This is a genomic window from Mycolicibacterium sp. XJ870, from assembly GCF_053483975.1.
Genome location: NZ_JBEFTI010000003.1, coordinates 1 through 25,220, shown reverse-complemented (window position 1 = coordinate 25,220; position 25,220 = coordinate 1). Strand labels below are relative to the sequence as shown.

The window sequence follows — 25,220 nt, the reverse complement described above, 5'->3', positions numbered from 1 at the left end:
GATAGGTCAAAGGCGCGTTGGCGGAACGTGCTTGGACCGACCGGCGCGGAGTGTCGGATGAATGTTGATCCGTTCAACGACTAGGGTGGCGGGCGTTATGAGCGACCCGTTGGGGTTGTCGATCGGCACCACCAACTTGGTTGCGGCGCGTGTCGGCAATCAACCCGTCAGCCGGCGATCGGTGTTGACCCTGTCGACGGACCGTACGCCGCAGGTCGGCCTGCCCGATTCAGGTCATGGCACGACGCTCGGCGGGTTCGTCGAACGTGTCGGTGACCCGGTGCCTCTGGTGGCGCCCGACGGGGCCTCCTATCCCGCCGACACCCTGTTGGTCGAGGCGCTCGACGCGATGGTCGAAGCGGCCGGTGGGCCGTCACCGCAATTGGCCATCGCGGTACCCGCGCACTGGGGTGCGCCCACGCTGCGTGCGCTGCGGAACGCGCTTCGCACGAATCCCAGCCTGTCCCGTGACGGCATGCCCGCCCGGTTGATCCCCGACTCCGTTGCATCCCTGGCTGCGCTGCGGGCCAATCCCGGCCTGCCTGCCAGTGGGGTGGTGGCACTGCTGGATTTTGGTGGTGGCGGCACCAGCATCACCCTTGCCGACGCGGCGTCGTCGTTCGAACCGATCGACGAGACCAGCCGGTACCCGGACTTCTCCGGCGATCAGATCGACCAGGCGTTGTTGACGCATGTGCTCGACGGCGTCGCATCGGCCGGCGGCATCGATCCGGCCGGAACAGCGGCCGTCGGGTCGTTGAGCCGCCTGCGGGAGGAATGCCGCCAGGCCAAGGAACGACTGTCTGCAGTGACCGCGACCGACCTGCCGGTCGAATTGCCCGGGTATACCGCCACTGTCCGTGTCACCCGTACCGAGCTCGAATCGCTGATGCAACAGCCCCTCGCCGGTGTGCTGGCCGCGCTCGAGAAAGCGTTGGAGCGCAACAGGATCAGTTGGCCGGCGGTTTCGGCGGTGGTGACGATCGGTGGCGGGGCCAGTATTCCGCTGATCACCCAACAGCTTTCGGAGAACTCCCGCGCGGTGGTGGTGACGACACCGCAGCCGGCATTGGATGCCGCGATCGGCGCCGCGCTGTCGGCGGCCTATGTCTCCGATGCCGAAGCGCAGACCGGTGCGGCGCCCACGTTGGGCGTGGCGGCTGCTCCTGTTGTCGAAATGCCTTCCGAGGAAGCAGGTTCCGCGACATTCCGAGCGCTGGCCTGGTCGCAGGACGACACCGACGACGACGTCGTTCCCTACACCGGGCCGGACCTCATGGAGCCCTACGGTAGTGAGACGGCAGCTCGGCCTGCGGTGCAATACGTGCCCCCGACCGGCCCGATCGAACAGCCAAGCGGCGGGTGGAAGCGGTTGCCGATGACGGCATTCGGGGTGGCCGCGGCGTGTGCCCTGCTGGCGATCGGCGGGGTGACGTATGCACTGACCAGCTCGACGGGCAGCACGCCCACGTCTGAAGTGCGTACCGCCGAACCGAAACCGTTGACGGAGGAACCTCCACCCAGCGCCGTCGCACCGCCGCCACCTCCGCCCGTGACCGTGACCGAAGCGCCGCCGCCACCGCCGGTCACCGCGACCCAGGCGCCGCCGCCTCCGCCGCCGGTCACCACGACCCAGGTGGCCACAACCACGACGACGCCGCCCACAACCACAACGACTACGACAACAACCACCACCACAACAACGACGACCACAACAACGACGACCACGACGACAACCACACCCACCACCACGACGACCACGACCAACCCGATGACGACGACGTACGTCACGGTGCCGTTCGTGCCGGTGCCGATCCCGATACAGGTGCCGAATACGGGGCCGCAGAATCCGTATCCGCAACAGCCGCAGTATCCGTATCCGCAGCAACCGCAAAATCCGTTCCAGCCTTACCCCTGATTGCCGTGACGGTCACGGTTGCTCATCAACCGTGCTGGCGACGTGTTCGGCGCCGGAACCGCGATTACTCGGCGTTGTTTCAGCAAATGCGCACTTCGTTGACCTGAAACTGCCTTTGCTAAAGGCGTAATCGTCGGCCACCGGCGGCGTACCGTCCCGACAATGGCGGCAACGGGTGGGACAGTTCAGAAATTCGCGATGGTGGGCGCAGCTGCTGCAATGGCCGCGTCGTTGACGGTGGGCATCGGTGCACAGCCGGTGCCGGATGCGCAAGCAGCCACAGGAGTATTCACGACCGGCCCGGTCTTCCGGGTACTCGATGCGCTCGGCGTTGACATCGAGGGCCTGCTGCCGGCGGAAGTGCAGGCGATATTCGATGCGCTCGGCGTCGAAATCGAGAATGTCCCGGCCCATTCGGTCGACATCAACAATGCGATCAACGGGGTCGGGTTCACCCTGAACAGTCGCGCGGCCGTGGTTCTGGGCTTCGGCTTGGGCTCATCGGCCACCACGCAGGCCTACCAAGCGTTGATAGAGAGTGCGCAGGGCAACACTCGTGAGGGATACGACCCGTTGCTGCCCGGCAGTCAGCTGTTCCCCCGCCGAACAAACATGGTGCTCGTCCTGCTCCGGAACCCGGGCCGACCCAACGGCGGCCTCGGGGCGCGGTTTGCTCCGGTGGCCGAGCTCTTCGGTATCGACCCCGTGACACCACCGGGGGGACGCACACCGGGCACTGTTCCGGGGATCGGCCTCAACACCACGACGATTGATGTCACCTGGGCGTATGACGTGATGTCCGATGCCCCCGTGACGCTCAACCCGGTGTCCTGGGCGAATTCCATTGCCGCCTCGATCCTTCTGACAAACCTGCTCGGCGGCGTGGAAGTGGCAGGCGACGACACCGACGGCATCCTCACCAACATCGCAGGCGTTATCACCGGACTCACTGCCGGGCAGTCGTACTACGTCACTCTGGTGCCGAATGATCTGGCGCTGTTGGAGCCGATGCGGCTGCCGGTGCGGGTGATCAACGCGGTGACGGGGTGGGATCTCGACACTCCGCTGGCCGACGCGATCCAGCCCGCGGTGCAGATCCTCGTCGACATCGGTTACCCCGACGTCGTGCGCGAAGCGGACGGTACGTATCACCGCACCTACGACACCGCCGGCGTCCCGACTCCTTTGCTGTCGGAGTTCCCGCTGGATTCACCGGCCGCCTATCTGCAGGTGCCGGTGGACGTCGCCCGCGCTCTGGTGCGGGGATTCCGCGACGAGTTCCTCCCGGGCCAACCAGAACCCGAAGACACCGCTCCGGAACTTGATGCGCCCCTTAGCATCACCGCAGATCTCGGGACGGATGTCGGGCAGGCTGAGGAACTCGTGGAGGAGTCTGTTGTCGAGGTGGCCAAGAAGCCTGTTCGCAATGAGCTCCGTGACTCGACCACGCAGGTCCGAAACCGCGTCCAGGACGCGGTGAAAGATGCCCGCAGCCAGACGCGCAACGCCGTCAAGGGACTCCGCGATCAAATGGACAAGGTGACGGACGACGTACGGTCCGCGGTCAAGAAGGCGAATCGCGGCACTAAAGCCGGCACCAAGGACGATGACGGCGACGGCGGCGATACCGAGGACAAGGCGGCGTCCAGCACGGAATCGAACGCGGGCGACGACGACTGATGACGAATCTTGCTGCGGAAAATTCTGGTGCGCGAGGACACGTCCGCAAGGTGCGCTTAGCTGGGGGTTTACCGCTCAAAGCGGGACTTCGCGGCCCGACCCCACAGGCCTTGGCCCCACAGAAATACGCCGTATCCGTCCCCGCCCCTTTATTGTGTGGCTGTGCCTGAAATGGATCGCCGCAGTGTGATGTTCATGATGGGTCTGGGGGTTGCAGCCGCAGCGCTGCCCGCCGGCGTGGCCAACGCGGACCCGATCATCGGAGATAGCCCGCCGGGGCCAGGGCCGGCGGCGCCGGTGCCCGGGGGGCCGACTCCACCGGCGGCTGCCCAGCCTGCGTTCGTCTTCCAGGACGAGTTCGACGGTCCGGCGGGTTCGCCGCCCGACCCGGCGCGGTGGCACCTTGTGCCGGCCCGCGAGACCATCAAGAATCCGGTTGAGTGGGACAAGCCCTTCAACATGGGGCGGTATGTCACCGACCAGGAACACGCATTCCAGGACGGCAACGGCAACCTGGTCATTCGCGCGACGCGGGGGCCGGGCACCACGATCCAGGAAAAGTACGCCAGCGCCAAGGTCGTTGGCCTGTGGCGGGGCGGCATCGGCACCACCTGGGAGGCCCGCGTCAAGCTCAACTGCCTGACCGACGGAGCCTGGCCGGCGTTCTGGGTTCTCAATGACAATCCGGTCCGTGGTGGCGAGGTCGATCTGGTCGAGTGGTACGGCAACCGCGACTGGCCATCGGGCACCACGGTGCATGCCCGGCTGGACGGCACGTCGTTCGCCACCAACCGGCACCCGGTCGACAGCGCGTGGCACACCTGGCGGATGTCGTGGACGCCGCAGGGGATGTACTTCTGGAAGGACTTCGCCCCCGGCATGGAGCCGTTCTTCGAGGTTCCGGCGAATTCGTTGCAGGACTGGCCGTTCAACGATCCGGGCTACACCATGGTGCCGGTGTTCAACATCGCGGTCGGCGGCTCGGGAGGCCGTGAACCTGCCGGGGGTAACTACCCGGCCGAAATGCTGGTCGACTGGATCAGGGTGTTCCAGGGCTGATCGGGCCTATGGGCGCGGCGCAACTGCTGTCCGTAGCTTCCCGGTCGGCGGCGGATGCAACGCCGACGCGAGATCCTCGAGCGGGATCGGTGGGGTCACCAGTGATGGCCAGGGGTAGCGGGCGCGGGTGCGGTTGAGGAACTCGACGGCCCGGTGAAGGTGCCGTGGCTCGTAATTGTGCACGCCCGTGATCGTCAACCATTGCCGCACAACCGCTTCGGGGTCCACCACCAACGACGGCCCGGGCGTGACCGAGCCCGCCAGCACGAGTACCCCACCGGTGTCGAGCCGGCTCAACGCCTCGGCGACCGCCGCGGTGGACCCGGTGTAATCGATTGCCACGTCCACCTGGCCACCGTCAGATGGCCGACCACCGAACTGCAGTGCCTGGTCCAGACGTTCGGTGGCGATGTCGACGACCTGGACATCGGCACCGGCTTCGGCACACGCCGCGACCGCGGTGAGGCCCAGCATGCCGGCTCCGCCGATCAGAACCCGCCGGCCGTCGAGGTCGCCCGCGGCTTCCAGGGTCGCCATCACCGTTGCCGTCGCACATGCCGCGGGCGCGGCCACCGCATCGGGCAGGCCTTCGGGCACCACGGCGATCGTCGTGCCGCGGGGGAGCACCACATGTTCGGCATAGGAACCCGACAACGGCCAGTCACCGTCGAACGGTTCATGCCCGACCTTGCGCACCGAAGTGCATTTCGCTGTGAAACCTGAACGGCAGCGGGCACATTCACCACATGCGACGGTCACCGACCAGACCACACGCTGACCGAGTTCGGCGCTCGCGCCGGCCCCGACACCGACGACCTCACCCACGGCTTCGTGTCCGAGAATCGAGGGGCAGGCGGCGGACCGTCGCCCGGATACGGTGTGCAGATCGCTGCCACACACCGTGGCCAACCGCACCTGTACCAGGATGTCTCCGTCGCCGAGTTCGGGGATCTCGACCTTCTGCAGTTCGACGCCTGGGCCGCCGGTCCAGACCGCCGCGAGCGTCACACGAGGCGTGAGCGGATCCACCCCGACAACCTTTCGATGGCGTAGACGATGACGAAGATGATGATGACGATGGCCCCTGCGACGTCGAAGTTCAGTGTCCGGATCGACTCGAACAGCAGAAACCCGATCCCGCCTGCGCCCACGATGCCGAGGATGGTCGAGGTCCGCACGTTCACGTCGAACAAGTACAGGCTCGACCCCACCAGCGCGGGCAGCGATTGCGGAATCACCGCGGAGAACAACGTGTTCCACCAGCCGCCACCGACCGACCGCACCGCTTCCATGGGACCGGGGTCGATCTCTTCGACGGCATCGGCGACCAGCTTCGCCAGGAAGCCCACCGATCCGATGGCCAGTGCGCACGTCCCCGCGATCGGTCCAAGACCCAGCGCCGCGACGAATACGACCGCCAGGATCAGTTCAGGTACCGCCCGCACCAACAGGATCCAGCTCCTGGCCACCCAGTACAGCGTCGCGTTCGGGGTGACATTGCGGGCAGCCAATATCCCGACCGGGATGGACAGCACGACGCCGATGGCGGTCGACACCACGCCGATCGCCACGGTTTGTGCTGCGGCGACGAACAACTCGCTGCCGAGGGCATCGAAGTTGGGCGGGATCATCCGGCCGAACACTTCTACGGACGGACCCACCCAGGTGAACAGCGACAGCGGGTTGATCTCCAAGACCACCAAGGCCGCCAGAGTGCTGCCGATCAGCAGACCCGAGAACGTGAATCGGGTGGCGCGGTCGCGGCCGGGACTCGACTGCTCGGTGGTGAGTAGCATCCGGCGGATGAGGATCGCCAGCAGTTCCATCGCCGTGATGATGACCAGGATCACGCAGACGATGCCGAGTGCCCGGGGATAGATCAAGCCACGCAACGCATCCTGCAGTGCGAAGCCGATGCCGCCTGCGCCGACGAACCCGAGCACCACCGACATGCGCAGGTTGATGTCGATCCGGTAGACGAAGGTGCCGATCCAGGATGGGATCACCTGGGGGACCACGGCGTTGAGCATCTCGCGGTAGTAGCCGACGCCGGTGCTGCGCACGGCTTCGCGCGGACCTGGATCGGTCTGCTCGATCGCGTCGGCGAACAGTTTTCCGAGCATGCCGATCGAGTGCAGCGCGAGTGCGAGAATGCCGGGCAGCACGCCGATTCCGAGGGCACGGACGAACAGGACCGCGAACAGCAGGTCCGGCATGGCCCGACAGAACGTGATGATCGCACGGGCCACCGCATACACGGCGGGGTGCGGTGTGGTGTTGCGAGCGGCCATGAACGCCAGCGGCACGGATGCGATTGCGGCCAGAACCGTGCCCAGGATGGCCATCAGCAGTGTCTCGATCGCCAGCCCCGCGATGCGGCCCGAATCGTCGAGGCGCGGTGGCAACATCCGCTCCAGAAGCGCGGCCACCTCGTCGAGTCCGTCGATAAGTGCGGCCGGGAAGAACTCGATCGACCAGGCGGACACGATCGTCGCGAGGATCCCCGCCACCGCCACAAGATGCAGCAGACCGGGCAAGGGCGGCTTGCGGTTTGGCGCCGACGGTTCAGACTCCGCGGGCCGGTCGATGACTTCTGTGGTCATGAGGGGCGCGCGATGGTGGAGTCGGTGGCTGCGGGGTCGACGCGTTGGTAGATCGCCATGACGTCGTCGTGGGTCATCCCGACCGCGGGCCGATCCAGGACTTTCTGACCGTTGCGCAGCCCGACGAGTCGGTGGGCCCAGCCCAGCGCGAGATCGACCTGGTGCAGCGTGCACACCACGGTCAGCTTCTCCTCGATGCACACTCGGAACAGCAGATCCATGACGACACCGGCATTTTCGGGGTCTAGCGAGGCCACCGGCTCGTCGGCCAGCAGCAGGGCCGGTTTCTGCATGAGGGTGCGGGCGATGGCGACTCGCTGCTGCTGGCCACCCGAGAGGGTGTCGGCACGGCGCTCGGCGAAATCGGCGAGCCCGACCCGGTCCAGGTGCGCGAGTGCCTCGGCGCGCATGCGTTTGGGATATGTGAGGGCACCGTAGCGGGGCAGCCGCAGCTGTCCGAGGCCGCCGATGAGGACGTTCTCCAGACAGCTGAGCCGCCCGACCAAATTGAAGTGCTGGAACACGAATCCGACACGGCGCCGCAGGGCGCGCAACTGCGCGCCCGAGGCCTGGTCCACTCGGGTGCCGCCGACATCGACGGCGCCGGAGGTGACCGGGTGCAGCCCGTTGAGGCAGCGCAGCAGGGTGGACTTGCCGGACCCGGACAACCCGAGCAGGACGAGCAACTCGCTGCGGCGCACGTCGAGCGAGACGTTGTCCAGCGCCAGAGTGTCACCGAATTTCTTGGTGACGTCGCGGGCGACGACAACGAGGTCGTCGCCCGCAACAGGAACGTCCGGTCCGGCGGCGGTCACGTCAGCCCTTGCACTTCTCGGAGCCGGTCACGTCGCAGACGTGGCGGACGCCGTCGTAGTCGGAGTCGTTCGCCGGCACGACGCCCCAGGCGCGTTCGTCGGTGATGCGGCAGGCGTCGCCCTCGCAATAGCCTTCTGCCTCAAAGTTGGTCACGTTAACCTTGTCGATGAACAGCGTCTTGAGTTTGTCGATGGCCTCGGTGCCAAGCGAGTCGTTGGCGGCGAACACGGATCCCGCGATCATCTCCGACTTCCACACGGTCTTGAGCTGGCCTGCCTTGAGGTCACCCTTTTCGACCATCGTCTTGTCGACCATGGTGTCGAACGCGAACCCGGCGTCGCAGTCGCCGTTGGCGATCGCCAGAGCCGAGGAATCATGGCCACCGGCATAGATCGGTGACATCGCCGCCGAGATGTCGGCCTCTGAACCGGATTTGATGACGCCCTCCTCGATCAGGCCAGCGCTCGGGTACAGGAAGCCCGATGTCGAACCTGGATCGACGAAGCACACCTTCTTGCCGGCGAAATCCTTGAGGCCGTTGATGTTTGATTCTTCGGACCGGGCCAGGCCGTAGGACTGGTAACCCGGCTTTTCCCCCTCGTCTTTGATGACAGCACCGAGCGGGGTGATCTTGGCGCCGTTGATGCCGGCCACCACGTAGGCGAACGGCCCGAAGAAGGCGAGGTCGACGTTGTTGGCGATCATGCCCTCGACCACGCCGGCGTAGTCGGAGGCTTGCACGAACTCGACCTTGGAGCCGGTCTCCTTCTCCAGCAGTTTGATCAGGGGCTCATAGCTGGCCTTGAGGTCACTGGAGTTCTCGGCGGGAATGGCTGCCAGCGTGATGGTTTCGGGGAAGCCTTGCTCGGTGGTGGCCTCGGAGCTGTCGGAACTCGAACAGCCGGACATGGCCAGTGCGAGGCTGGCCGCCACTGCTGCAGTGGCCCCGATATGACGGCGGGTGCGTATCTTCATGAGGCGCGGTGACCTTTCGAGGGGCGGGGTTGATCCGCCACACACCCTGAGCGTTGGTCTATACCAACAGGTTCATCGAAGGCGAACGAGAGGTAAACAGCTCGCTACTTCTTGGTCTATACCATGGTCTATACCAGGAATTGGTACGGTAGCGAGGTGACTGCGAGTGCCGAACATCGAGTTCTCAAGCACCAGGTGGTCCGCGCGCAGCTGGACCGAATGCTCGACGGCATGGAGGTCGGTGACTCGTTTCCCGCCGAGCGCGAGATCGCCGAACAGTTCGATGTCGCCCGAGAGACCGTGCGGCAGGCGTTGCGTGAGCTGCTGCTCGACGGCCGCATCGAACGGCTGGGTCGCACTACCGTCGTCGCCCGGCCCAAAGTGACGCTGCCGCTCGCCATGGGCTCCTACACCGAGGCCGCCAAGGACAAGGGCCTGAGCGCCGGGCGCATCCTCGTCGGTTGGACGGATCTCGTCGCCGACGAAACGCTCGCCGGCCAACTGAGCATCGATGTGGGTGCGCCGATCATCCAGTTGGAGCGCGTGCTTACCACCGACGGGGTGCGGGTGGGTCTGGAGACCACGAAGCTGCCCGCTGCGCGCTATCCAGGCCTGCGGGAGACGTTCGACTACCGAGCCTCGCTGTACGCCGAGATACGGCGCCGGGGGATCACGTTCGAGCGCACCGTGGACACCATCGACACAGCCCTACCCGACTCGCGCGAGTCCGCCCTCCTCACGGTCGACAGCCGCACGCCCATGTTTCTGCTCAACCGGGTGTCCTACGACCAGAGCGGGGATCCGATCGAGCAACGGCGCTCCTTGTACCGCGGAGACCGGATGACTTTTACCGCCGTCATGCATTCTTAGAGCTTTCTCATTTTCGTGACTGATTTGTGACCTTTGACCTGCAAAAAAGCCGACACGCCGATCTTGACAGGATTCTGAGGAAACTCTCAGTTTGGCGGTGGGGTTGCTGCCACCGTCTTGACGTGCCCGTATGGTGCCTCTGTGGGCCGACATGCATTAGCCAGCCCGGGCCGACGCAATCCGTCGGCTCTCGCGGCTGCGATCATCGCCCCGGCCGCTGTGTTCTTCGCGGTCGGCGGTGATGTCCATTCATTACCCGCTAAGGAAACTCCCAAACCCCTCGCCGAGGACGGGCCGCTGCGCGGCATGGAGATCGTGGCCGGGCCCGCGCAGGCTTCGGTCGTCGAGCCGGCGGGCGTGAGCCTCGTTTCGGCGCATCCCACTGCGGCCTCGAGATGGCGGGTGATCCCGATGCCGCCAAAACCCCAGCTGTTGCCTGCCGGAGATGCCCCGGAACGGGGCTTGCAAGTCAAAACCATCCTGGCGTCGCGCAGCATCAGCGCAGATTTTCCCGAGATCCAAGACATCGGGGGTGTCCGACCCGACGCGCTGCAATGGCACCCCAATGGGTTGGCGCTGGATGTGATGATCCCCAACCCCAGCAGCGCGGCCGGGATCGCCCTCGGCAACCAGATCGTGGCGTACGCACTCAAGCATGCGGAGCGCTTCGGCCTGCAGGACTGCATTTGGCGGGGCACCTATTACACGCCGGGCGGTTCCCGCCGGGGCGGCTACGGCCACTATGACCACGTCCACATCACCACCAAGGGCGGCGGTTACCCCGACGGCGGCGAGGTGTACCTCCGCTGAGCGCTGCCTGGCGGCGTTTGTCGAGCGTGTCGTGGGATCGTGAGCACTGACGACCTTTAGATTCGCGGTGTGGCGCGGGCCGAAACCAGTGGTGCCCAGACGTCGGCTCGCCGCCTGGTGTGGCGCAGCCTGCGGATGCTCTGGGCGGTGCGCCGCCTGCTCGCGGTCCTGGTTCTGGTGGGGGCCGTCGCGTCGGCCCTCCCGTACGTGACGGTCGCTGCCTTCGGGCCGATGGTCCAGGTCGTGGCCGATGCAGGCCAGAGCGGACACCTCAGCGGAGTCTGGGATCTGAGCGGACCACTGGTCGCCCGCAAGGATGGCCCGTTGCGTTCGGTGGCCGGCCACGTGCCCTTCGCGGTGCTCTTGGCGATCTGGGCGGCCTCGCTGCTGCTCGCCCAGCTCATGCACTTCGTCAACGCATGGGTGGGTGCGAAGGTCGAACGGGCGCTGGTGATCGATATCCGGCAACGTGTCCACGACCACGTTCAAACACTTTCCCTGGACTTCTTCGCCCGGTCGCGCACCGGGGAGCTGATACAGCGCGTCGCGGTCGAATCCACTGGTGTACAACGGCTTCTGACAGACTGCCTGCTGCCTCCGCTGATCGACGCGGTGGTGTTGATCGTGGTGATCGGCTATCTGCTGGCCATTTCGTGGCAGATGACCCTTGCCGCGCTGGTCCTTACGCCCCTTGCGATGATCACCTTGAAATACGCGGGACGACGGGTCCAGGCGGTGATGCGGCGGGTGATGAACGCCAACCGCACCATGGCGGCCGAGCTCGAACAGACGGTGAGCGGGATCGCCGAGATCCAGATGCTCAACGCACAAGCGCTGCGCAGCAAGCGTTTTCACGAAGCATCGGAAGAGGCGGCGAACAGCACCGCGTCCTCGGTGGTGTGGATGCAGGCGACCGTCAACGGGTCTCAAGTGTTCATCGCACTCAGCACTGTCGTGGTTCTGTTGGTCGGTATCGCGTTCAGCGCCAGCTTCGGTCTTACATTCGCGGGCCTGTTGGTGTTCGCCGGGATGGTGCCGACGATGTTCGGTGCGGCGCAACGGGTTTTGGGCGCCTACACCACATATCACGCGGTGGCGCCGAATGCGGCCTCGACGTACGAGTTGCTCGATACCCAACCCTCGGTTCGAGATCACCCAGACGCGGTCCCGCTCGGTGACGTGCATGGCAACCTCGTATTCGAGGACGTGACATTCGGTTACACGCAGGAGCAGATCGTTCTCGACGGCCTGTCGTTCTCGATCGCAGACGGAGAAACAGTGGCGTTGGTGGGTGGCATCGGATCGGGCAAGTCGACGGTGTTCAACCTGATGCTGCGGTTCTTCGATCCGCAGCAGGGGCGGATCATGCTCGACGGCCACGACATTGCGGGGGTCACCATCGCCTCGCTGCGCGACAAGGTGTCCAAACTGGCCCAGTTCCCGTTCTTCACCAAAGACACGATCCGAGAGAACATCCGATTGGCACGGCCGGACGCCAGTGACGAGGAGGTCGAGGAGGCCTGCAAGCGGGCCCATATCCACTCCGACATCACGATGAAAATGCAGGATGGCTACGACACCGTTGTCGACGTGCAGATTCCGTCGGGCGGGCAGAAACGACTCATCGCGCTGGCGCGGTGCGTGTTACGTCGGCCCGAGGTACTGCTGCTCGACGAACCGACCGAGAACCTCGACGCCGGCCAGCGGGCCTGGCTCGCCGGCGCGGTCCGCGAGTACGCCCGCGACCGGACGTGCTTGGTGGTCAGTCACGACATGGACTTCGTTGCCGCCGTTGCCGATCGCATCCTGGTGCTCGAACGTGGCCGCATCGCGCAGGCGGGTGACCATCAGTCTCTGATGGCCGAAGGTGGTCTTTACAAGCGGTTGCACGAGACGCAGCGGGCACCCGGCGCCTAAATGCTCGTCAAGGCCGGCGACGGCCGCCCCGCGAGGGCCATCACGATGTCGCGAATGGTCGCCTCACGAAGGCCTCCCCATTGCGGGCCCACCGCGAAATCGACATCCGTGGCGACGAAGCGATAGCCCGGCAGGTCGCGTTGTGGATTGAGGGGAAACTTCATGTGCCACAGCCGGTCCGCGACCGCGACTGCTGCCTGGGCCGGCATCGGCCGCTCAATGCCGAGTGGCACGCAGATGTCCTGGGTGTGTACCAAAACGTCCATCAGCGGGTCGACTTCCTTGGTCATCGGCGGGCGTCGACGCGAACCGGCCATGGCCCGCAGTCGCGCGGTGATGATCTCGGGCGTTGCATGATCCGCAATCGCCGCCCGCCGGATCATCGCGTCGAAACGGAAGCCCGACTTCACGGCCGCCAGTGCGAGTTCTCGCCCGCCCAACTGGGATTGCGTGATGTGGACGGCGACGTCACGCACCGTCCACCCCGTGCACAGCGACGCCGTCGACCACTGCTGCGGCGCGAGGGTATCGAGAATATCGGCGAGCTCGCCACGTTGTTGGTCAATGGTGCGCCAGATCGTGTCGGATTCCACAGCTGCTCCTATAGTCAGGATACCTGACTAAAAATAGTCAGGAGTTCGTACTAAAGTCAAGGGTGTGGACGAGGCGCCGAACTCTGCGGTGATGATGTTCATCGCATACCGGGCCGCCGAGAACCGCATTCTGGATGCGGTCCATGCTTCCGGTTTTGACGATCTGACTCTGGCACAGTGCCGAATCGCGCAACGATTGAATCCCGAAGGCATCCGACTCACCGATCTTGCGGAACAGGCGCAGGTGACCAAGCAGACGGCGGGCGCTCTGGTGGACGAGTTGGAACGCGCCGGATACGTCGTGCGTCAACCCGACCCCACTGACGCGCGCGCCAGGTTGGTGATGCTGGCAGATCGCGGTGTCGCGGTATGTCAGGTGGCCGCTGCCGAAGTTCAATCGATTGAACGCGAATGGCGCGAACACCTGGGTGTCAAGGCTTATCGAGATCTGCGTCGCGCTCTCGTCGCACTGCGGCAGATCACCGACCCGTATCAGTAAGTACTCCCAGTGGCATCGCGCCCGGGCATCATGGACCAATGGAGGCGACGGGCATCTCGAGTCGAGCTTGGCGCGTTCTTGTGTGTTTCTGCGCGGTTCTGCTGGTCGCCTGCGGTGAATCTGCCGTCGCTTCGCCACCAGAAGCCTTTGACTACCAGCCACTTTGGCCGTTCGCATCGCGGGCGGATGCGGACCGTTGGCTGCAGGAGGGCGGCGCCGAGTCTCGGTGGCATGCGGACCCCGCGGCGACCGCGTTGTTCTTCACCCAGAATTATCTGGGCTTCACCGAGATCGACCGGACCACCACGGTCGATGAGCAGGGCGACGAGGCGTGGGTCGGGGTTGGCCACGCGCTCGGCGACGGCAACCCGGCCACCGTCGCGACGATTCATCTCGCCCGCTTCGGCACCGCGCCGAACGCTCCCTGGGAAGTCGTCGGTTCCCGCGACGACGTGCTCACCCTCGACACTCCGGAGTACGGCGCCACGGTTGGGTCGGTCATCGAAGCCGGCGGCACGATCACCGGCGTCGACGAAAGCCTGCGCCTGCAGGTCCGGCAGAGCACTCAGGACGGCGTGCTGGGTGAGCATTGCTGCGTGCCGGCCGGTGGAGAAGCACGACCTTGGTCTGCGGAGGTCACCCTGGCGGTGCCACCGCAGCCAGGCGCGCTCACGCTGGTGGTGTCGACAGGTGGTCATGTGGCTGACGTCGAGCGCTTTGTGGTGACGGGACTGCGGTTCGGCTAGCTAAGCGTCGAAAATCAAGCATAGATGGTTGACGGCTGTCTGCATCGGTGTGAACATGGGCTATGCGTGATTTATCAGGCACAAGTCGCCGCGCTACGGGGCCAAGGCGAACGGTACCTCGCCTGGACGTAGCTATGCCTGAAATTGCACGCATAGGTCGCGTCTTTGCTGAACGACGGATTGCGCTCCGCCTGACCCAGCAAGACCTTGCTGATCTGGCCGGTGTCTCGCGTTCTACGGTCCAGTCGCTTGAGCGCGGAAGCGGTTCGACCAAGTTCGCCTCCGTCTTTGAGCTCGCTGAAGTCCTGGGCCTGCGTATTGACGTCGGCGTGGCAGCGGAATGACCGGTCCGGACAGCCTCGATCTGCGGGACGTCAGCGAGGCAGACGTCTACATCGGCGAGGATCTGGCCGCTCAACTGACCCGGCAGCCCGGGGATCGGGTCCGCTTTGTCTACCTCTCCGACGGGGGGCTGGCCGGGAGAGTTCGTGACAGCTCGGTCTCGTGGTCGTTGCCGAGAACCGGCGAATACCCGGTCGTCACGACCGGTGGAGCCGTCCCGTCGTTCTTCGCCGGGCTGCTTCCTGAGGGGGTTCGGCTCGGGGTGGTCACGTCATCGACGAAAACCTCGGCCGACGATCACCTCACGCTGCTTCTCGCGATCGGTTCCGACACTGTCGGCAACATTCGCGTCGTCCCCGCGGGGTTCAACCCGACCCAACCGCCGCCGCTCTTCGAACCCGACGGGGATACCGACTTCGGCGAGGTCTTCGCCCGATTGACGGGGTCGGTCGATGCCGACCCGGTCGGACTGGCGGGCGTTCAGCCGAAGGTCAGCGCAGGCGTGCTGTCGGCGCCCGCCCGGACTCGTTCCGGGCCGGCGATACTCAAACTCAATCCCGCGCAATACCCGTTCCTCGTCGAGAATGAGCACTTCTTCATGACGATGGCAGCGGCCTGTGGGCTGCGGGTCGCAGCGACGTCACTACTGCACGATGCCGACGGGCGCAGCGCACTGTTGGTCACCCGATTCGACCGCGCCGGGCCGATTCGGATCGCCCAAGAGGACGCCTGTCAGGTGGCGGACATCTATCCCGCCTCGAAGTACCGCATCAAAACCGAGGCGGCCATTACCGCGCTTGCCGAGGCGTGCGCTCGCGGCGGGGGTTCCAAGGTGGCCGCGACCGCCGAGTTGCTCAAAACCGTTGTGTTTTCCTGGCTTATCGGCAACGGCGATCTGCACGGCAAGAACCTGTCGATCTACAACCTGGACGGCGTGTGGCAACCCACCCCGGCCTACGACTTGCTGTGCACTCAACCCTATGCGGGGTGGCGGGACCCCATGGCGCTCAGCCTGTATGGCCGCGCGAACCGCCTTACCCGAACGGACTTTGTCGATGCGGGAGAACGCCTCGGTGTCCGACCGCGCGCCACGATGAGGATGATCGACTCACTCATCGACGCCGCGCGGGACTGGCCGGACAGGTGTGGTCAGATCGGCTTCGACGATCGAAAGACCGAGCTTCTCGCTGAGATGCTGCGTACGAGAATCGGGAGCTTGCAGTAGTCGAGCTGGAAACGCTGGAACCTTCACTGAACCCGTCAAGTCGTCCCGGACGGACCGACGTCAGCCTGGCCCGCCGGTGACCGCTCTGGCAAGCCTGCGAGGTCAGCGATCAAGGCCATCTGGTGGTCGAGATATTCGGCGGGGGCGGCGATCATGTTTCCAAGCCGGCCGAAGATTTCGAAGCTGACCAGACCGAACAGATGGCTCCAGCCAGCGAGTGCGCTGTCCAGCAGTTCCTCCGGTACATCGCCGGACCTCTTGCCGATCAGCCTGCGCAGGTCGGCCCGGACCGGCTCGGCCAACTCGGTCCGTCGCGGAGGCGTCAAAGAGCCCTCGGCTGCGCCGTCTCGCAGGATGCCGGCGAGCAGCAGGATCACCTGGGAGGCGGGCTCAACGGTGTCTTGCGGTGCGGCATAGCCGGGGACGGGATTGCCGTAGAGCAGTCCGTACTCAGCCGGGTTCGCCACGGCCCATGTGCGTACCGCGCGACCGATCTCTAGCCAGCGCCCGCGCAGATCGCCGCGGGGAACGGCGGCCTCGGCTTTGCCGGCGACATCGGCCAATTCTTGGTACGCATCGACGAGTAAGGCGGTGAGCAGCGCATCGCGACTGGGGAAGTACCGATACAGGGCCGACGCGACGATGTCGAGATCCCTGGCCACGCCGCGCAGCGACAGGTTGGCTGCGCCATCGATCGCCAGTCGGCGACGTGCCGCCGCCTTGATCTCCTCTGTTATCTCAGCTCGAACCCTGGCACGCAGCGATGGTGCAGACATGAACGAAGTGTCGCACACAGCCGAGAACGGGAGAAGATTTCGAGAACAGTGTTCTTGACGCTTGTCTGGAGGGGCCGTATAGTCAGCCGCGCTGGGAGAACAGTGTTCTTGTTTCGGAACACGGGATAGAAGGTAGTCGACCATGTCGTTGCAAGTGATCGTCGGAGCTGGTGCGGTGGGAACGGCGACCGCGTTGTTGCTCGCGGATCAGGGACACCACGTCCGCCTGCTTACTCGGAGCGGCGGCGGACCAGAGCACCACAACATCGACCGGGTCGCGATAGATGCCTCAGATGTTGACGCTCTCTGTCGGCAGGCCGGTCAGGCCGCTGTGCTGTACAGCTGCGGGGGACCGGCCTACCACCGCTGGGCGACCGATTGGCCGCCGCTGGGTGCGGCTCTGGTTCGGGCCGCCGAGGTGAGTGGTGCGGTGTTGTTGACCACTGGAAACCTCTATGGCTACGGGGCGGTCGACGGGCCGATGACCGAGCAGTTGCCGGATCGGCCGAACTCCACGAAGGGTGCGGTCCGGGCCCGTATGTGGGCCGAGGCCCTGGCGGCAGATCGGGCCGGGCGTATCCGCACGGCCGAGGTGCGTGGATCGGATTATCTCGGCGCCGGTGCGGTGTCTGTTTTCACTTCGATTGTGCTGCCCGCGGTGCTAACCGGCAGGCGAGCCTTGGTTCCAGCAGATCTGGATGCGCCGCACAGTTGGACTCACACGATCGACGTGGCGCGGACGTTGGTCGCCGTGGCGGCCGACGAACAGGCGTGGGGTCGTGTGTGGCACGTGCCCACCGCACCCCCCTTGTCCGTTCGGGCGCTGGCTAGTCGCGCCGCCGAGTTGGCCGGCGCTCCAGCTGCTCGGTTGAGCCGGATGCCCGGCGCTGTCCTGCGGCTTGGCGGGCTGTTCAACAAGGACGCGCGGGAGATCCGTGAGATGCAGTACCAGCTGCAGCGGCCATTCCTGCTCGACTCGTCGGCCGCAACAGATGCTCTCGGTATTCATCCCACCCCGACCGACGATGCGCTGCTGGCGACCATCGAGGCCTCCCGCGCCCGGGGCAGCTAATTCGTGCGGAGGCGATCTCCGGGTTCATCCATTCCACAGTGAACCCTTGACTGCAAGTCTCCTCCAGCTGTTCTTCGAGTGGCGCATCGAAAATCGCAACCTGATCCCGACAAGTGGTAGCCGGAAACGCGGGGCAGTCTCATATCGGCGCGGTCGAGGGCCCGCTTCGAGGCGTCAAACACTACGGGTCGTAATATTCAAAATATTGCCGACCGGCAAACATTGAACTGGCGATGGTTGACACGGGGCCGAGGGCAATCAACCTATTACCAGGCATTTACACGCCTCATCTCATCTGCCATCTTCGCTTTCTGGACATTCAGTGAAACAGAATGTGCAAGTTCATAATTCGGCACTGAAACGTGTTTCAGAAAAGCGCTCACATCGGTGCGGCGGCCGGACTAAATTTCGCCCGTCGGCCCAAATGCCGGCATCCGTTTCGGAAAAGAATCGTCAATGTCCAGCGTCACGCCTGTGTCTCGAAGGGGAAGCTCAAGTGGAAGTATCCGTTCGTTCATGTCTCACCGCTACCACCGCGCTTGTTGGTGCTGGTGCGATGGCATTGAGTCCGGTCAGTCCCGTTGATCCGAATGTGGGCGATTGGCGGGTTCCTGCGGTGGCCGCTGATGTGGAGTTGGCCGCGGCGCCGTTCCCGTTGCAGACGTGGTTGAACACGGCCATCAATGCGGCTAACAACGTGACTACGGTGGGGCGGGAAGTGTCGGCGCTGCCGGCGCCTGTGGCGCAGCAGGTGACGGCCAATCTGATCGAATACGCCGCGATTGAAATCGGCGCGTTTCAGGCGGCGGCCACTGCCGCAGTGACGTACTTCGGGACGACGTTCCCGGAGATCATGCAGACCGCGATCGCCGCGTTGGACTCTGGTGATGTCGTGGGGTTCATGGCTGGTGTGAACGACGCGATCTTCCAGGTGTTCTTCAGTGTGTTGTTGCCGATGCAGTCGGCGCTGGCGATCCCGCAGCACATCGCAGCGAATCTCGCGGCCACGGTCACCTGGGTCACAGGGGGCTTTATAACCTCTTTGGGGTCCGCGTTTCTGCTGGGGACGATTCCCGCGGTCACAGCTGCTTTCGGTGCCGGCATGCAGACCATCTATGACGAGGCCAGCAGCGGTGATTGGGTGGGCACGATTGCTGGCCTGGCTGACCTGCCGGCCGGGGTGACCAACGCGGTCCTCAACGGGGCGGGCGCCGGGGGCCTGCTTGGGCCCGCCGGCGGACTCGCCACCGGCGGCGGCATATTAGGTGCGTTCGCGCAGACACTGCCGCGCGGAGTGGCCTCGGCGATTGTGACCCCGGGCGCACAGAACATCGTGGCCGGCGGCACCGTGGGGGCGGCGTGGCAGGACCTTGTCACTCAAATGAGCACCGAGTGGCCCGCGCCCAGCGAGTTGGCCAACATCCCGGCGGATATCGGGGCAGGGCTGCAGGGCCTACCGGCAGCAGCGCTGAACGCGACCGGTAATGCGTTGCGCGGGTTGATCGGCGGCGGAGGTAGCCCGCCGATCGCCCCGGGAACACAGATCGCCGCGCTGGGCCGGTCTGGCGGTGAGGCGTCCTCGGTCGCGGCTGTCAGTGGCGGTCCGGCTGACAGGCCTGCTGGTGTGAATCTCGGTGGCTTCGACGCGGGGGGCCGTGGACTGATCGGGATGTTCGTCGGTGACGGGACTGCTGAGAATCCCAACGCCGGGATCCTGATCGGGAAGGGTTACAGCTACGGCACGGTGGCCGGGGACTGCGCATCCAGCTGCGATGGTGGCAGGGGCGGGATGGTGTTTGGTCAGGGCGGCAACGGCTTTGGCGGTGGGACCGGCGGAGGTGTCGGTCTGATCGGCAATGGTGGTGCCGGCGGTGCGGGCACCGTGGACAATCCCGATGGTGGTATCGGCGGTAAGGGTGGCATCTTCGGCAACGGCGGCGCCGGAGGGGCCGGGTTCGGCACCGGCAACGGCGGGACCGGTGGGAACGCCGGCGTGTTCGGCACCGGCGGCACCGGCGGGGCAGCCGGTGTGACAGGCGGGACCGGCGGGAACGGTGGTCTGGGTGGGCTGCTCACCGGTAACGGTGGCGCCGGCGGGTTGGGTGGCGGCGCTGGTGGTGATGCCCGCGCCATCGGCAACGGCGGCACCGGCGGTGCTGGCAACGCCAACAACCCCACCGGCGGTGACGGAGGTACCGGCGGCGCGGTGTTCGGCAGCGGCGGTACGGGGGGCGCCGGCTCGCTCGGCAGTATCGCCACCGGCGGGGTGGGCGGCGACGGTGGCCGAGGCGGTGACGCGATCTCCCTGGTCGGCAATGGCGGTACCGGCGGGATAGGCGGCAACTCTCAATCGGGTGAGGGCAAGACCGGCGGCACCGGCGGCACCGGTGGCGCCGGTGGAAAGCTGTTCGGCCAGGGCGGCACCGGCGGGCAAGGCGGCAACGGCAGCACGTTCGGAGCGCTCCAGGGCATGGGCGGGCGGGGCGGAAATGGCGGTAGCAGCACCGGAATCTTCGGTACCGGCGGCACCGGCGGTACCGGCGGCCGTGGCGGTATCGCCACCGGCAGCTCCACCAGCGGCGCCGGCGCCGGCGGGACTGGTGGTGATGGCGGGGCAGGCGGTATCAACGGCGGTGCGGGCGGCACGGGCGGCAGAGGCGGCACCAGCACTACCGGTGTCAAGCCCCCCGGCAGCGGCGGCACCGGCGGCACCGGCGGCACCGGCGGCACCGGATCCGGCGGCAGCCGCCCCGGCAGCACCGGAGAATCCGGCAGCGATTCCAGTGATGGTAGGAACGGCGGAGAAGGTGGAGCCGGCGGTGCCGGAGGCGGTCTATGAGACAACCCATCGAGCATTAAAAATGCAAGCGGCCCAATGTAATCCGCCACAACCAGTCGTGACTTCGGCATAGGCATCCCGCTCTGGCCTAGTCATGACAACGACGATCTACCCCCTCCTCGGCGTCGCGGAGGGGGTGGATTGCGTTGGAAGTCAGTATGTTTGGCCTTCCGCATGGGGCCAATCTGGAGGGATCCGACGAAATATTCTGGTAATTACTGTGATTCGCCATCGCCTCTGTTAACGTCGCGCGCATGCCGGAGTCAACAGTTCAGGGAACTCGCACACGTTCGGCCTCACACGTGCCAGCTCTGGAGCCCAGCCGCACCCCCCTCATCGTGGCGATCGTCGCATTGGTGGCAGCGTTGGCCGCGGCTGGAGTCGCAATCTGGGCGCTGCTGGACAAGCCCGAGGCATCCGAGGCCGCCGCGCCTGCGATGCCGACCTCCGAACAGGTGAGCGCTGCACGCACGCGTACGTGCGACAACTTCAGGAAAGTCGCGTCCGGGGTCGCCATTCAGACGCACACCCAGCCGGAGGACAATCCCGCATCGGGTCAAGCAGTTGCTGCGAATGCCCGGCTGTCGATGCTCGGCGGTGGTACGTATCTGTTGGGCAATATCGATCCGGGCGCACCCGGTGACCTCAACGATGCGGTCAAGGAATTCGCCGGCACTCTGCAGACGGTTGCGGTGAATGCGCTGGCCGGCATCGGCAACGATGCGCCCGACCAGGCCGGCTTGCTGCAGAAGGCGCAAGCCGATACCGAGCGGATCGAAGCTCTCTGCAAGTAATCCACTGGCATTTCGCCTGCTGCGCAAGCGTTTCCAAGGTGGGGATCCAGTCGATGCTGTCTTCGCGGAACTCGATGTTTGGCCGTCGATCAGCGGGGCAGGTCCACCGCGCACATCTTGAAATTCTCGTTGACTTTCGGAACATTCCGTCGAAGACGCGATCCGACGGATTGGCTGATATCGGCCACCCCTGCGGCGGGTGGCCGACGTCGATCGCGATTGCGTGCTGGGAGTTGGTCGTATGGGGATGAAGCCGTGGGATGGGGATCGGCCAATGACCCCGCGCATTGTGTTGGAACGCAAGGACGTTGCCGCACGCGAGTTGTCGTTGGCGTTCTCGAGAGAGCAGATATCGGAACCCACCGATTGGTGCAACGGCAGCGACACCCATCATCTCGTGTACGTATATCGGGGCGGTGCAATGCATTCGATACAGTCGGCGCTTGATTGGGGGCCGTCGGGACAGGTGCCTCCGACGGCGGGGGATATCTGGTGGAAGCCCGCCGGTGTTCACTGTGCAGCTCTGGTACAAGGTGACGTCGCGGGAATCTGCGAGATTGCGATCCCGCGCCGAGTCATCGGCGACACCGCATTGCTGCCGCGAATCAAGTACCGGGATCCACTGTTTCACCGCCTTGTCGAGGAGATCTACAGCGTCGCTGATCGTGACGATGCCCTCGCGCGGTTGCTCACCGACTCTGCCGCTGAGACTCTGCGTCTGTTGGTCGCAGACAAGTGCACTGTGGGGCCGCCGATTCAGCGAGAGTGCCGCACCTTCGATGCCGTTACCCGCAAGATGCTCGTCGAGTACCTCAACGACAGCTTGGACTCGGATATTCATGTCGACGCCCTGGCGCGGTTGACCGGGATGTCGGTCCAGGGGTTCATCAGCGCGTTCCGCCGGTCGTTTCAGACCACTCCGTACCAGTACCTGCTCGACCGACGGATCGACCGTGCCCAGATCCTTCTGGCGGCCACCTCGCGGAGCATCGCGGAAATTGCCACCTCAGTGGGGTTTTCGACACCAGGACACTTCGCGACGTCGTTCCGGCGGCGCGTCGGAGTCTCACCCAGCGTGTTCCGCAAGAGCCTATGAGCAGATGTCATGCTGCCTGGGAAGTTGCGTGCGCTCAGCGGTTGCCGCGGTAGGCGCGGGGCGACACCCCGACGCGGCGCCGAAAGGCCGTGGCGAAGTGGTTCGGCGACGAGAACCCCACCGCCCTACTGATGTCGGCGACAGTCCGCGTAGTGTGCCGCAAAAGGGACTTGGCACGTTCGATCCGCAGGTCCAGCAGGTACTGGTACGGAGTGGTCTGAAACGCCGCGCGGAATGCTGAGATGAAACCGCCCACTGGCATATTCGCCAGTTGTGCAAGCGATTCCAGCGTGATCTCGGAATCAAGACTGTCCTCGAGGAACGCGACGATCATCGAGCGGGTAGCCGAGTCCAGGGTCTGGGGCGTGCGCTCGGTGATGGGCGGTGGATTCACCGCGCACACATTGGTGATCACCAATCTCAGGGTTTCGCCCAGTGAGTCGGTGAGTAGTCGTGCGGGAGCGTCGTCGCGATCGGCGACGGCGTAAATGCGCTCGACCATCTGATGAATCAGCGGATCGCGGTGTTTGACGCGCGGTATCAGCGTTGTCGGGCCCAGCAGGCGGTCCGGGATGGCGATCTCGCAATATTCCGCGGTATCCCCTTCGACCAGTGAAGCGCACTTGTCGCCGGCCGGCACCACCCAGACGTCGCCCACATTCGGCACGCCCCGGCCTGACGGTCCCCAGTCCAGATCGGTTTCCATGGAGCGCAGCTGTCCGGCACGGTGCACGAAGATCAGGTGGCGGGTCTCGTCGAAGCAACACCAGTCGGTGGTGGTGTGAATCTGCTCGGTGGCGTATCTGAGGGACAGGCCGCGGGTGGTCATGCGTGTCTCGCCCAGCACGATGCGTCTGGTCTGGGGGCGGTCGCCATTCCAGGGCTTCATCGCCACACGCACCTCCTGCGCGATTCATGGCTGCGCCGATCTCGGCAGCAGACTAGCGGGCAGAAGTCCGACTGGGAGTGTTTTCCATTTTAAAGAGCGACTGTGAGTACTTGCGGTGGAGACGCTTGCAGGCAGTGTTCAGTTTTCGCGCTTTTCAGTAAAAATGAACGTCGGGAAAGCGGCGTCATACGGCCTTGAGCTCGTCAAACAGGGCTTGCACGATGGGCAGCCCAGCCGCGTCAGTCCTTGGCCAATCGGGTTCACCGACACCGAAGTGGTGTGCGAGGCGGTCAATGTTTGCGATAGCAATCCTCGCCCTGAGAGCTTCTCGCTCGTCGGAGGTGAGAGCGCGGCAATCTGCCGCCGTTGCACACCTGTGGATCGCCCCGAGGGTGGTTGTCACGAGACGTTCATGCGCTCCGACAATGAGGCGTCTTTAGGTCTGTGACTCTCGACGGGGTTGTGACAACGTCGTGACACCGAGGCGCTGAAACGGGCAGATCGACACCGTTATCGCAGTTTGGCTTGGAGCCGATGACGGGAATCGAACCCGCGTATTCAGCTTGGCGATTTTGTGGTTACCAGCGTTTGTGAGAGTCCGTGAAAGTGTTGTACGGCAACCACTCTCGCTGTTTCCGGATACGCACGGATACAGGTAAGTACACCACGAATCACGGTCGTTTATACGGGGAAAATACGGAGTACCTGCAACTTCTGCTTGCTGAAATGGCAAATCGGATTGCCGATGTGGGTGGTCAGTTGGCCTGGCTCGGGATCCAGGGCCGGCCTTGATTCAGTCCTTCGCAGAATTGCTTCACCTCGCGCCACTGGGCCGTTAGCAAGGGGATCGCAGTCGAGCCGAGCTGCGCGATGTCGTAGCGCGTCCGCCATGACGCCTCGTACAGACTGCGGTACTGCAAGTGGATCTCTGGATATAGCGCGCGGACCAGTTGGTTGGTGCCGCGGTTTCCGATCTCGACGCCTGAGTGCTTGCGTGGGTTGCGTTCGTCTTTGCTCAGGCTCGGTTCGTCGGCGAGCGACGAGTGCACATAGTGCATCGCCGAGTAGAACAGCGCTACTACCGCCCAGTCATCGAACTGGCCAAGCATGTGGTCGGATGCACTCTTGTGGTGCTCGGCACGCTTCAGGTGCCACTTGCGCACGCCCATCAGGCTTCGGCGAATTCCTCGTTCTGCACCGATTCCAACGGAAAAATATCGAACTCCAGTGCCCATTCGTCTGCGTGGGCTTCTTCGAACTTCAACAGTGCCTCAAGCACCAGCATTCGGGTTTCCCACGTGTAATGGTCGATGCAGGCGCCGACTCGAACGATGCGGGCGCCCGGCTCCCACCGCACGCTCAGGTGATTCTTCCCGATGTCTTGCAGAAGTGGTTGTAGGCGGCCCTCAAGCTCGAACCTGAGGGTGTCGGCCGTGATCATGGGCTGTTTCTCCTGGCTGGACACGCCGCTGACGGTAACCCCAGTGAACCATCAGACACTGACAAATCTTGGTATTGAGCCTAGATCGTGACTAATGGCGCCGCACAATCGCAACCCTGCCGTGTGAAATCGCGAATCGGAAAACGATTTGCATTTCACACGCACCGTGAGGCGCTATGCCGGCCGTGCCGCGATCCATGTGGGGGGCGGGGTGGGTGCCCTGGGGGTGGTGGGGGGCCCCGGCGCCCTCCAAAAACCCC

General features: G+C 64.8%; 23 protein-coding genes. 14 read left to right on the top strand and 9 right to left on the bottom strand.

What is annotated here, in order from left to right; genetic code table 11:
* Positions 1 to 97: 97 nt before the first annotated feature.
* From ABQF30_RS15035 to ABQF30_RS15025, 3 genes are all read left to right on the top strand, one after another.
* Entirely contained in the window at positions 98 to 1,918 is a 1,821-nt protein-coding gene (locus ABQF30_RS15035) for an Hsp70 family protein (protein WP_448465045.1), read from the top strand.
* A gap of 162 nt (positions 1,919 to 2,080) precedes the next feature.
* Positions 2,081 to 3,598, top strand: a complete 1,518-nt coding sequence (locus ABQF30_RS15030) for a PE-PPE domain-containing protein (protein ID WP_448465043.1) — start codon at positions 2,081 to 2,083, stop codon at positions 3,596 to 3,598.
* 171 nt (positions 3,599 to 3,769) lie between these two features.
* Positions 3,770 to 4,657 (top strand): glycoside hydrolase family 16 protein, encoded by an 888-nt coding sequence (locus ABQF30_RS15025; protein WP_448465858.1) that lies wholly within the window; start codon positions 3,770 to 3,772, stop codon positions 4,655 to 4,657.
* 6 nt (positions 4,658 to 4,663) lie between these two features.
* Here the strand turns inward: ABQF30_RS15025 and ABQF30_RS15020 are convergent, their stop codons facing one another.
* The 4 genes from ABQF30_RS15020 to ABQF30_RS15005 are packed head-to-tail and all read right to left on the bottom strand — an operon-like array spanning position 4,664 to position 9,051.
* The gene (locus ABQF30_RS15020) at positions 4,664 to 5,686 is read right to left on the bottom strand and encodes a zinc-binding dehydrogenase (RefSeq protein WP_448465041.1); all 1,023 of its coding nucleotides are present in this window, start codon (positions 5,684 to 5,686) and stop codon (positions 4,664 to 4,666) included.
* Positions 5,662 to 7,260, bottom strand: coding sequence for a phosphonate ABC transporter, permease protein PhnE (gene phnE / locus ABQF30_RS15015; protein ID WP_448465039.1), 1,599 nt, complete (start codon positions 7,258 to 7,260; stop codon positions 5,662 to 5,664). The genes ABQF30_RS15020 and phnE overlap by 25 nt, the downstream gene beginning before the upstream one ends.
* Positions 7,257 to 8,075 carry a phosphonate ABC transporter ATP-binding protein gene (gene phnC, locus ABQF30_RS15010; protein ID WP_448465037.1) on the bottom strand — a complete coding sequence of 273 codons (819 nt, stop codon included), beginning with the start codon at positions 8,073 to 8,075 and terminating at the stop codon, positions 7,257 to 7,259. Before phnC ends, phnE begins: the two co-directional genes overlap by 4 nt.
* A gap of 1 nt (position 8,076) precedes the next feature.
* Positions 8,077 to 9,051 (bottom strand): phosphate/phosphite/phosphonate ABC transporter substrate-binding protein, encoded by a 975-nt coding sequence (locus tag ABQF30_RS15005; RefSeq protein WP_448465035.1) that lies wholly within the window; start codon positions 9,049 to 9,051, stop codon positions 8,077 to 8,079.
* Between the two features lie 156 nt (positions 9,052 to 9,207).
* Here ABQF30_RS15005 and ABQF30_RS15000 point away from each other — a divergent pair, with 156 nt between their 5' ends.
* From ABQF30_RS15000 to ABQF30_RS14990, 3 genes are all read left to right on the top strand, one after another.
* Positions 9,208 to 9,921 carry a GntR family transcriptional regulator gene (locus ABQF30_RS15000; protein WP_448465033.1) on the top strand — a complete coding sequence of 238 codons (714 nt, stop codon included), beginning with the start codon at positions 9,208 to 9,210 and terminating at the stop codon, positions 9,919 to 9,921.
* A gap of 141 nt (positions 9,922 to 10,062) precedes the next feature.
* Positions 10,063 to 10,731 (top strand): VldE C-terminal domain-containing protein, encoded by a 669-nt coding sequence (locus tag ABQF30_RS14995; RefSeq protein WP_448465031.1) that lies wholly within the window; start codon positions 10,063 to 10,065, stop codon positions 10,729 to 10,731.
* A 69-nt stretch (positions 10,732 to 10,800) separates the two neighbouring features.
* Positions 10,801 to 12,648 (top strand): ABC transporter ATP-binding protein, encoded by a 1,848-nt coding sequence (locus ABQF30_RS14990; RefSeq protein WP_448465029.1) that lies wholly within the window; start codon positions 10,801 to 10,803, stop codon positions 12,646 to 12,648.
* Here ABQF30_RS14990 and ABQF30_RS14985 read toward each other — a convergent pair.
* Positions 12,645 to 13,241 (bottom strand): maleylpyruvate isomerase family mycothiol-dependent enzyme, encoded by a 597-nt coding sequence (locus ABQF30_RS14985; protein WP_448465027.1) that lies wholly within the window; start codon positions 13,239 to 13,241, stop codon positions 12,645 to 12,647. The two genes, ABQF30_RS14990 and ABQF30_RS14985, sit on opposite strands and share 4 nt — an antisense overlap.
* A gap of 64 nt (positions 13,242 to 13,305) precedes the next feature.
* On the opposite strand from ABQF30_RS14985, the gene ABQF30_RS14980 reads away from it, so the two are divergent.
* The 4 genes from ABQF30_RS14980 (at position 13,306) to ABQF30_RS14965 (ending at position 16,053) form a co-directional block, all read left to right on the top strand.
* Complete coding sequence (locus tag ABQF30_RS14980) at positions 13,306 to 13,740, top strand: MarR family winged helix-turn-helix transcriptional regulator (protein ID WP_448465025.1); 435 nt, start codon at positions 13,306 to 13,308, stop codon at positions 13,738 to 13,740.
* Between the two features lie 38 nt (positions 13,741 to 13,778).
* Positions 13,779 to 14,486: a hypothetical protein gene (locus tag ABQF30_RS14975; RefSeq protein ID WP_448465023.1), complete on the top strand. Its 708-nt coding sequence runs from the start codon at positions 13,779 to 13,781 to the stop codon at positions 14,484 to 14,486.
* Positions 14,487 to 14,620: 134 nt separating this feature from the next.
* The gene (locus tag ABQF30_RS14970) at positions 14,621 to 14,830 is read left to right on the top strand and encodes a type II toxin-antitoxin system RelB family anti-toxin (RefSeq protein WP_448465021.1); all 210 of its coding nucleotides are present in this window, start codon (positions 14,621 to 14,623) and stop codon (positions 14,828 to 14,830) included.
* Entirely contained in the window at positions 14,827 to 16,053 is a 1,227-nt protein-coding gene (locus ABQF30_RS14965; protein WP_448465019.1) for a type II toxin-antitoxin system HipA family toxin, read from the top strand. Before ABQF30_RS14970 ends, ABQF30_RS14965 begins: the two co-directional genes overlap by 4 nt.
* A gap of 35 nt (positions 16,054 to 16,088) precedes the next feature.
* Here the strand turns inward: ABQF30_RS14965 and ABQF30_RS14960 are convergent, their stop codons facing one another.
* Entirely contained in the window at positions 16,089 to 16,829 is a 741-nt protein-coding gene (locus ABQF30_RS14960) for a TetR/AcrR family transcriptional regulator (RefSeq protein WP_448465017.1), read from the bottom strand.
* 142 nt (positions 16,830 to 16,971) lie between these two features.
* Between ABQF30_RS14960 and ABQF30_RS14955 the strand changes: the two genes are divergently transcribed.
* From ABQF30_RS14955 to ABQF30_RS14940, 4 genes are all read left to right on the top strand, one after another.
* Entirely contained in the window at positions 16,972 to 17,901 is a 930-nt protein-coding gene (locus tag ABQF30_RS14955) for an NAD-dependent epimerase/dehydratase family protein (protein ID WP_448465015.1), read from the top strand.
* 556 nt (positions 17,902 to 18,457) lie between these two features.
* On the top strand, positions 18,458 to 20,740 hold the full coding sequence (locus ABQF30_RS14950; RefSeq protein WP_448465013.1) for a hypothetical protein: 2,283 nt from the start codon (positions 18,458 to 18,460) through the stop codon (positions 20,738 to 20,740).
* Positions 20,741 to 21,042: 302 nt separating this feature from the next.
* Positions 21,043 to 21,534 (top strand): hypothetical protein, encoded by a 492-nt coding sequence (locus ABQF30_RS14945; RefSeq protein ID WP_448465012.1) that lies wholly within the window; start codon positions 21,043 to 21,045, stop codon positions 21,532 to 21,534.
* A gap of 274 nt (positions 21,535 to 21,808) precedes the next feature.
* Entirely contained in the window at positions 21,809 to 22,630 is an 822-nt protein-coding gene (locus tag ABQF30_RS14940; protein ID WP_448465010.1) for a helix-turn-helix transcriptional regulator, read from the top strand.
* 34 nt (positions 22,631 to 22,664) lie between these two features.
* On the opposite strand, the gene ABQF30_RS14935 is transcribed toward ABQF30_RS14940, so the two are convergent.
* The 3 genes from ABQF30_RS14935 to ABQF30_RS14925 form a co-directional block, all read right to left on the bottom strand.
* Complete coding sequence (locus ABQF30_RS14935; protein WP_448465008.1) at positions 22,665 to 23,519, bottom strand: helix-turn-helix transcriptional regulator; 855 nt, start codon at positions 23,517 to 23,519, stop codon at positions 22,665 to 22,667.
* 755 nt (positions 23,520 to 24,274) lie between these two features.
* On the bottom strand, positions 24,275 to 24,682 hold the full coding sequence (locus ABQF30_RS14930) for a hypothetical protein (protein WP_448465006.1): 408 nt from the start codon (positions 24,680 to 24,682) through the stop codon (positions 24,275 to 24,277).
* A gap of 5 nt (positions 24,683 to 24,687) precedes the next feature.
* Positions 24,688 to 24,984 (bottom strand): hypothetical protein, encoded by a 297-nt coding sequence (locus tag ABQF30_RS14925; protein WP_448465004.1) that lies wholly within the window; start codon positions 24,982 to 24,984, stop codon positions 24,688 to 24,690.
* Positions 24,985 to 25,220: the final 236 nt, after the last annotated feature.

Coding starts and splice junctions, on each gene's coding strand:
- ABQF30_RS14960 (WP_448465017.1), bottom strand. CDS start 16,829: ATGTCTGCACCATCGCTGCGTGCCAGGGTTCGAGCTGAGATAACAGAG.
- ABQF30_RS15030 (WP_448465043.1), top strand. CDS start 2,081: ATGGCGGCAACGGGTGGGACAGTTCAGAAATTCGCGATGGTGGGCGCA.
- ABQF30_RS14955 (WP_448465015.1), top strand. CDS start 16,972: ATGTCGTTGCAAGTGATCGTCGGAGCTGGTGCGGTGGGAACGGCGACC.
- ABQF30_RS14940 (WP_448465010.1), top strand. CDS start 21,809: ATGACCCCGCGCATTGTGTTGGAACGCAAGGACGTTGCCGCACGCGAG.
- ABQF30_RS15025 (WP_448465858.1), top strand. CDS start 3,770: ATGGATCGCCGCAGTGTGATGTTCATGATGGGTCTGGGGGTTGCAGCC.
- ABQF30_RS14970 (WP_448465021.1), top strand. CDS start 14,621: ATGCCTGAAATTGCACGCATAGGTCGCGTCTTTGCTGAACGACGGATT.
- phnE (WP_448465039.1), bottom strand. CDS start 7,260: ATGACCACAGAAGTCATCGACCGGCCCGCGGAGTCTGAACCGTCGGCG.
- ABQF30_RS14965 (WP_448465019.1), top strand. CDS start 14,827: ATGACCGGTCCGGACAGCCTCGATCTGCGGGACGTCAGCGAGGCAGAC.
- ABQF30_RS14975 (WP_448465023.1), top strand. CDS start 13,779: ATGGAGGCGACGGGCATCTCGAGTCGAGCTTGGCGCGTTCTTGTGTGT.
- ABQF30_RS15005 (WP_448465035.1), bottom strand. CDS start 9,051: ATGAAGATACGCACCCGCCGTCATATCGGGGCCACTGCAGCAGTGGCG.
- ABQF30_RS14935 (WP_448465008.1), bottom strand. CDS start 23,519: ATGAAGCCCTGGAATGGCGACCGCCCCCAGACCAGACGCATCGTGCTG.
- ABQF30_RS14950 (WP_448465013.1), top strand. CDS start 18,458: ATGGCATTGAGTCCGGTCAGTCCCGTTGATCCGAATGTGGGCGATTGG.
- ABQF30_RS15035 (WP_448465045.1), top strand. CDS start 98: ATGAGCGACCCGTTGGGGTTGTCGATCGGCACCACCAACTTGGTTGCG.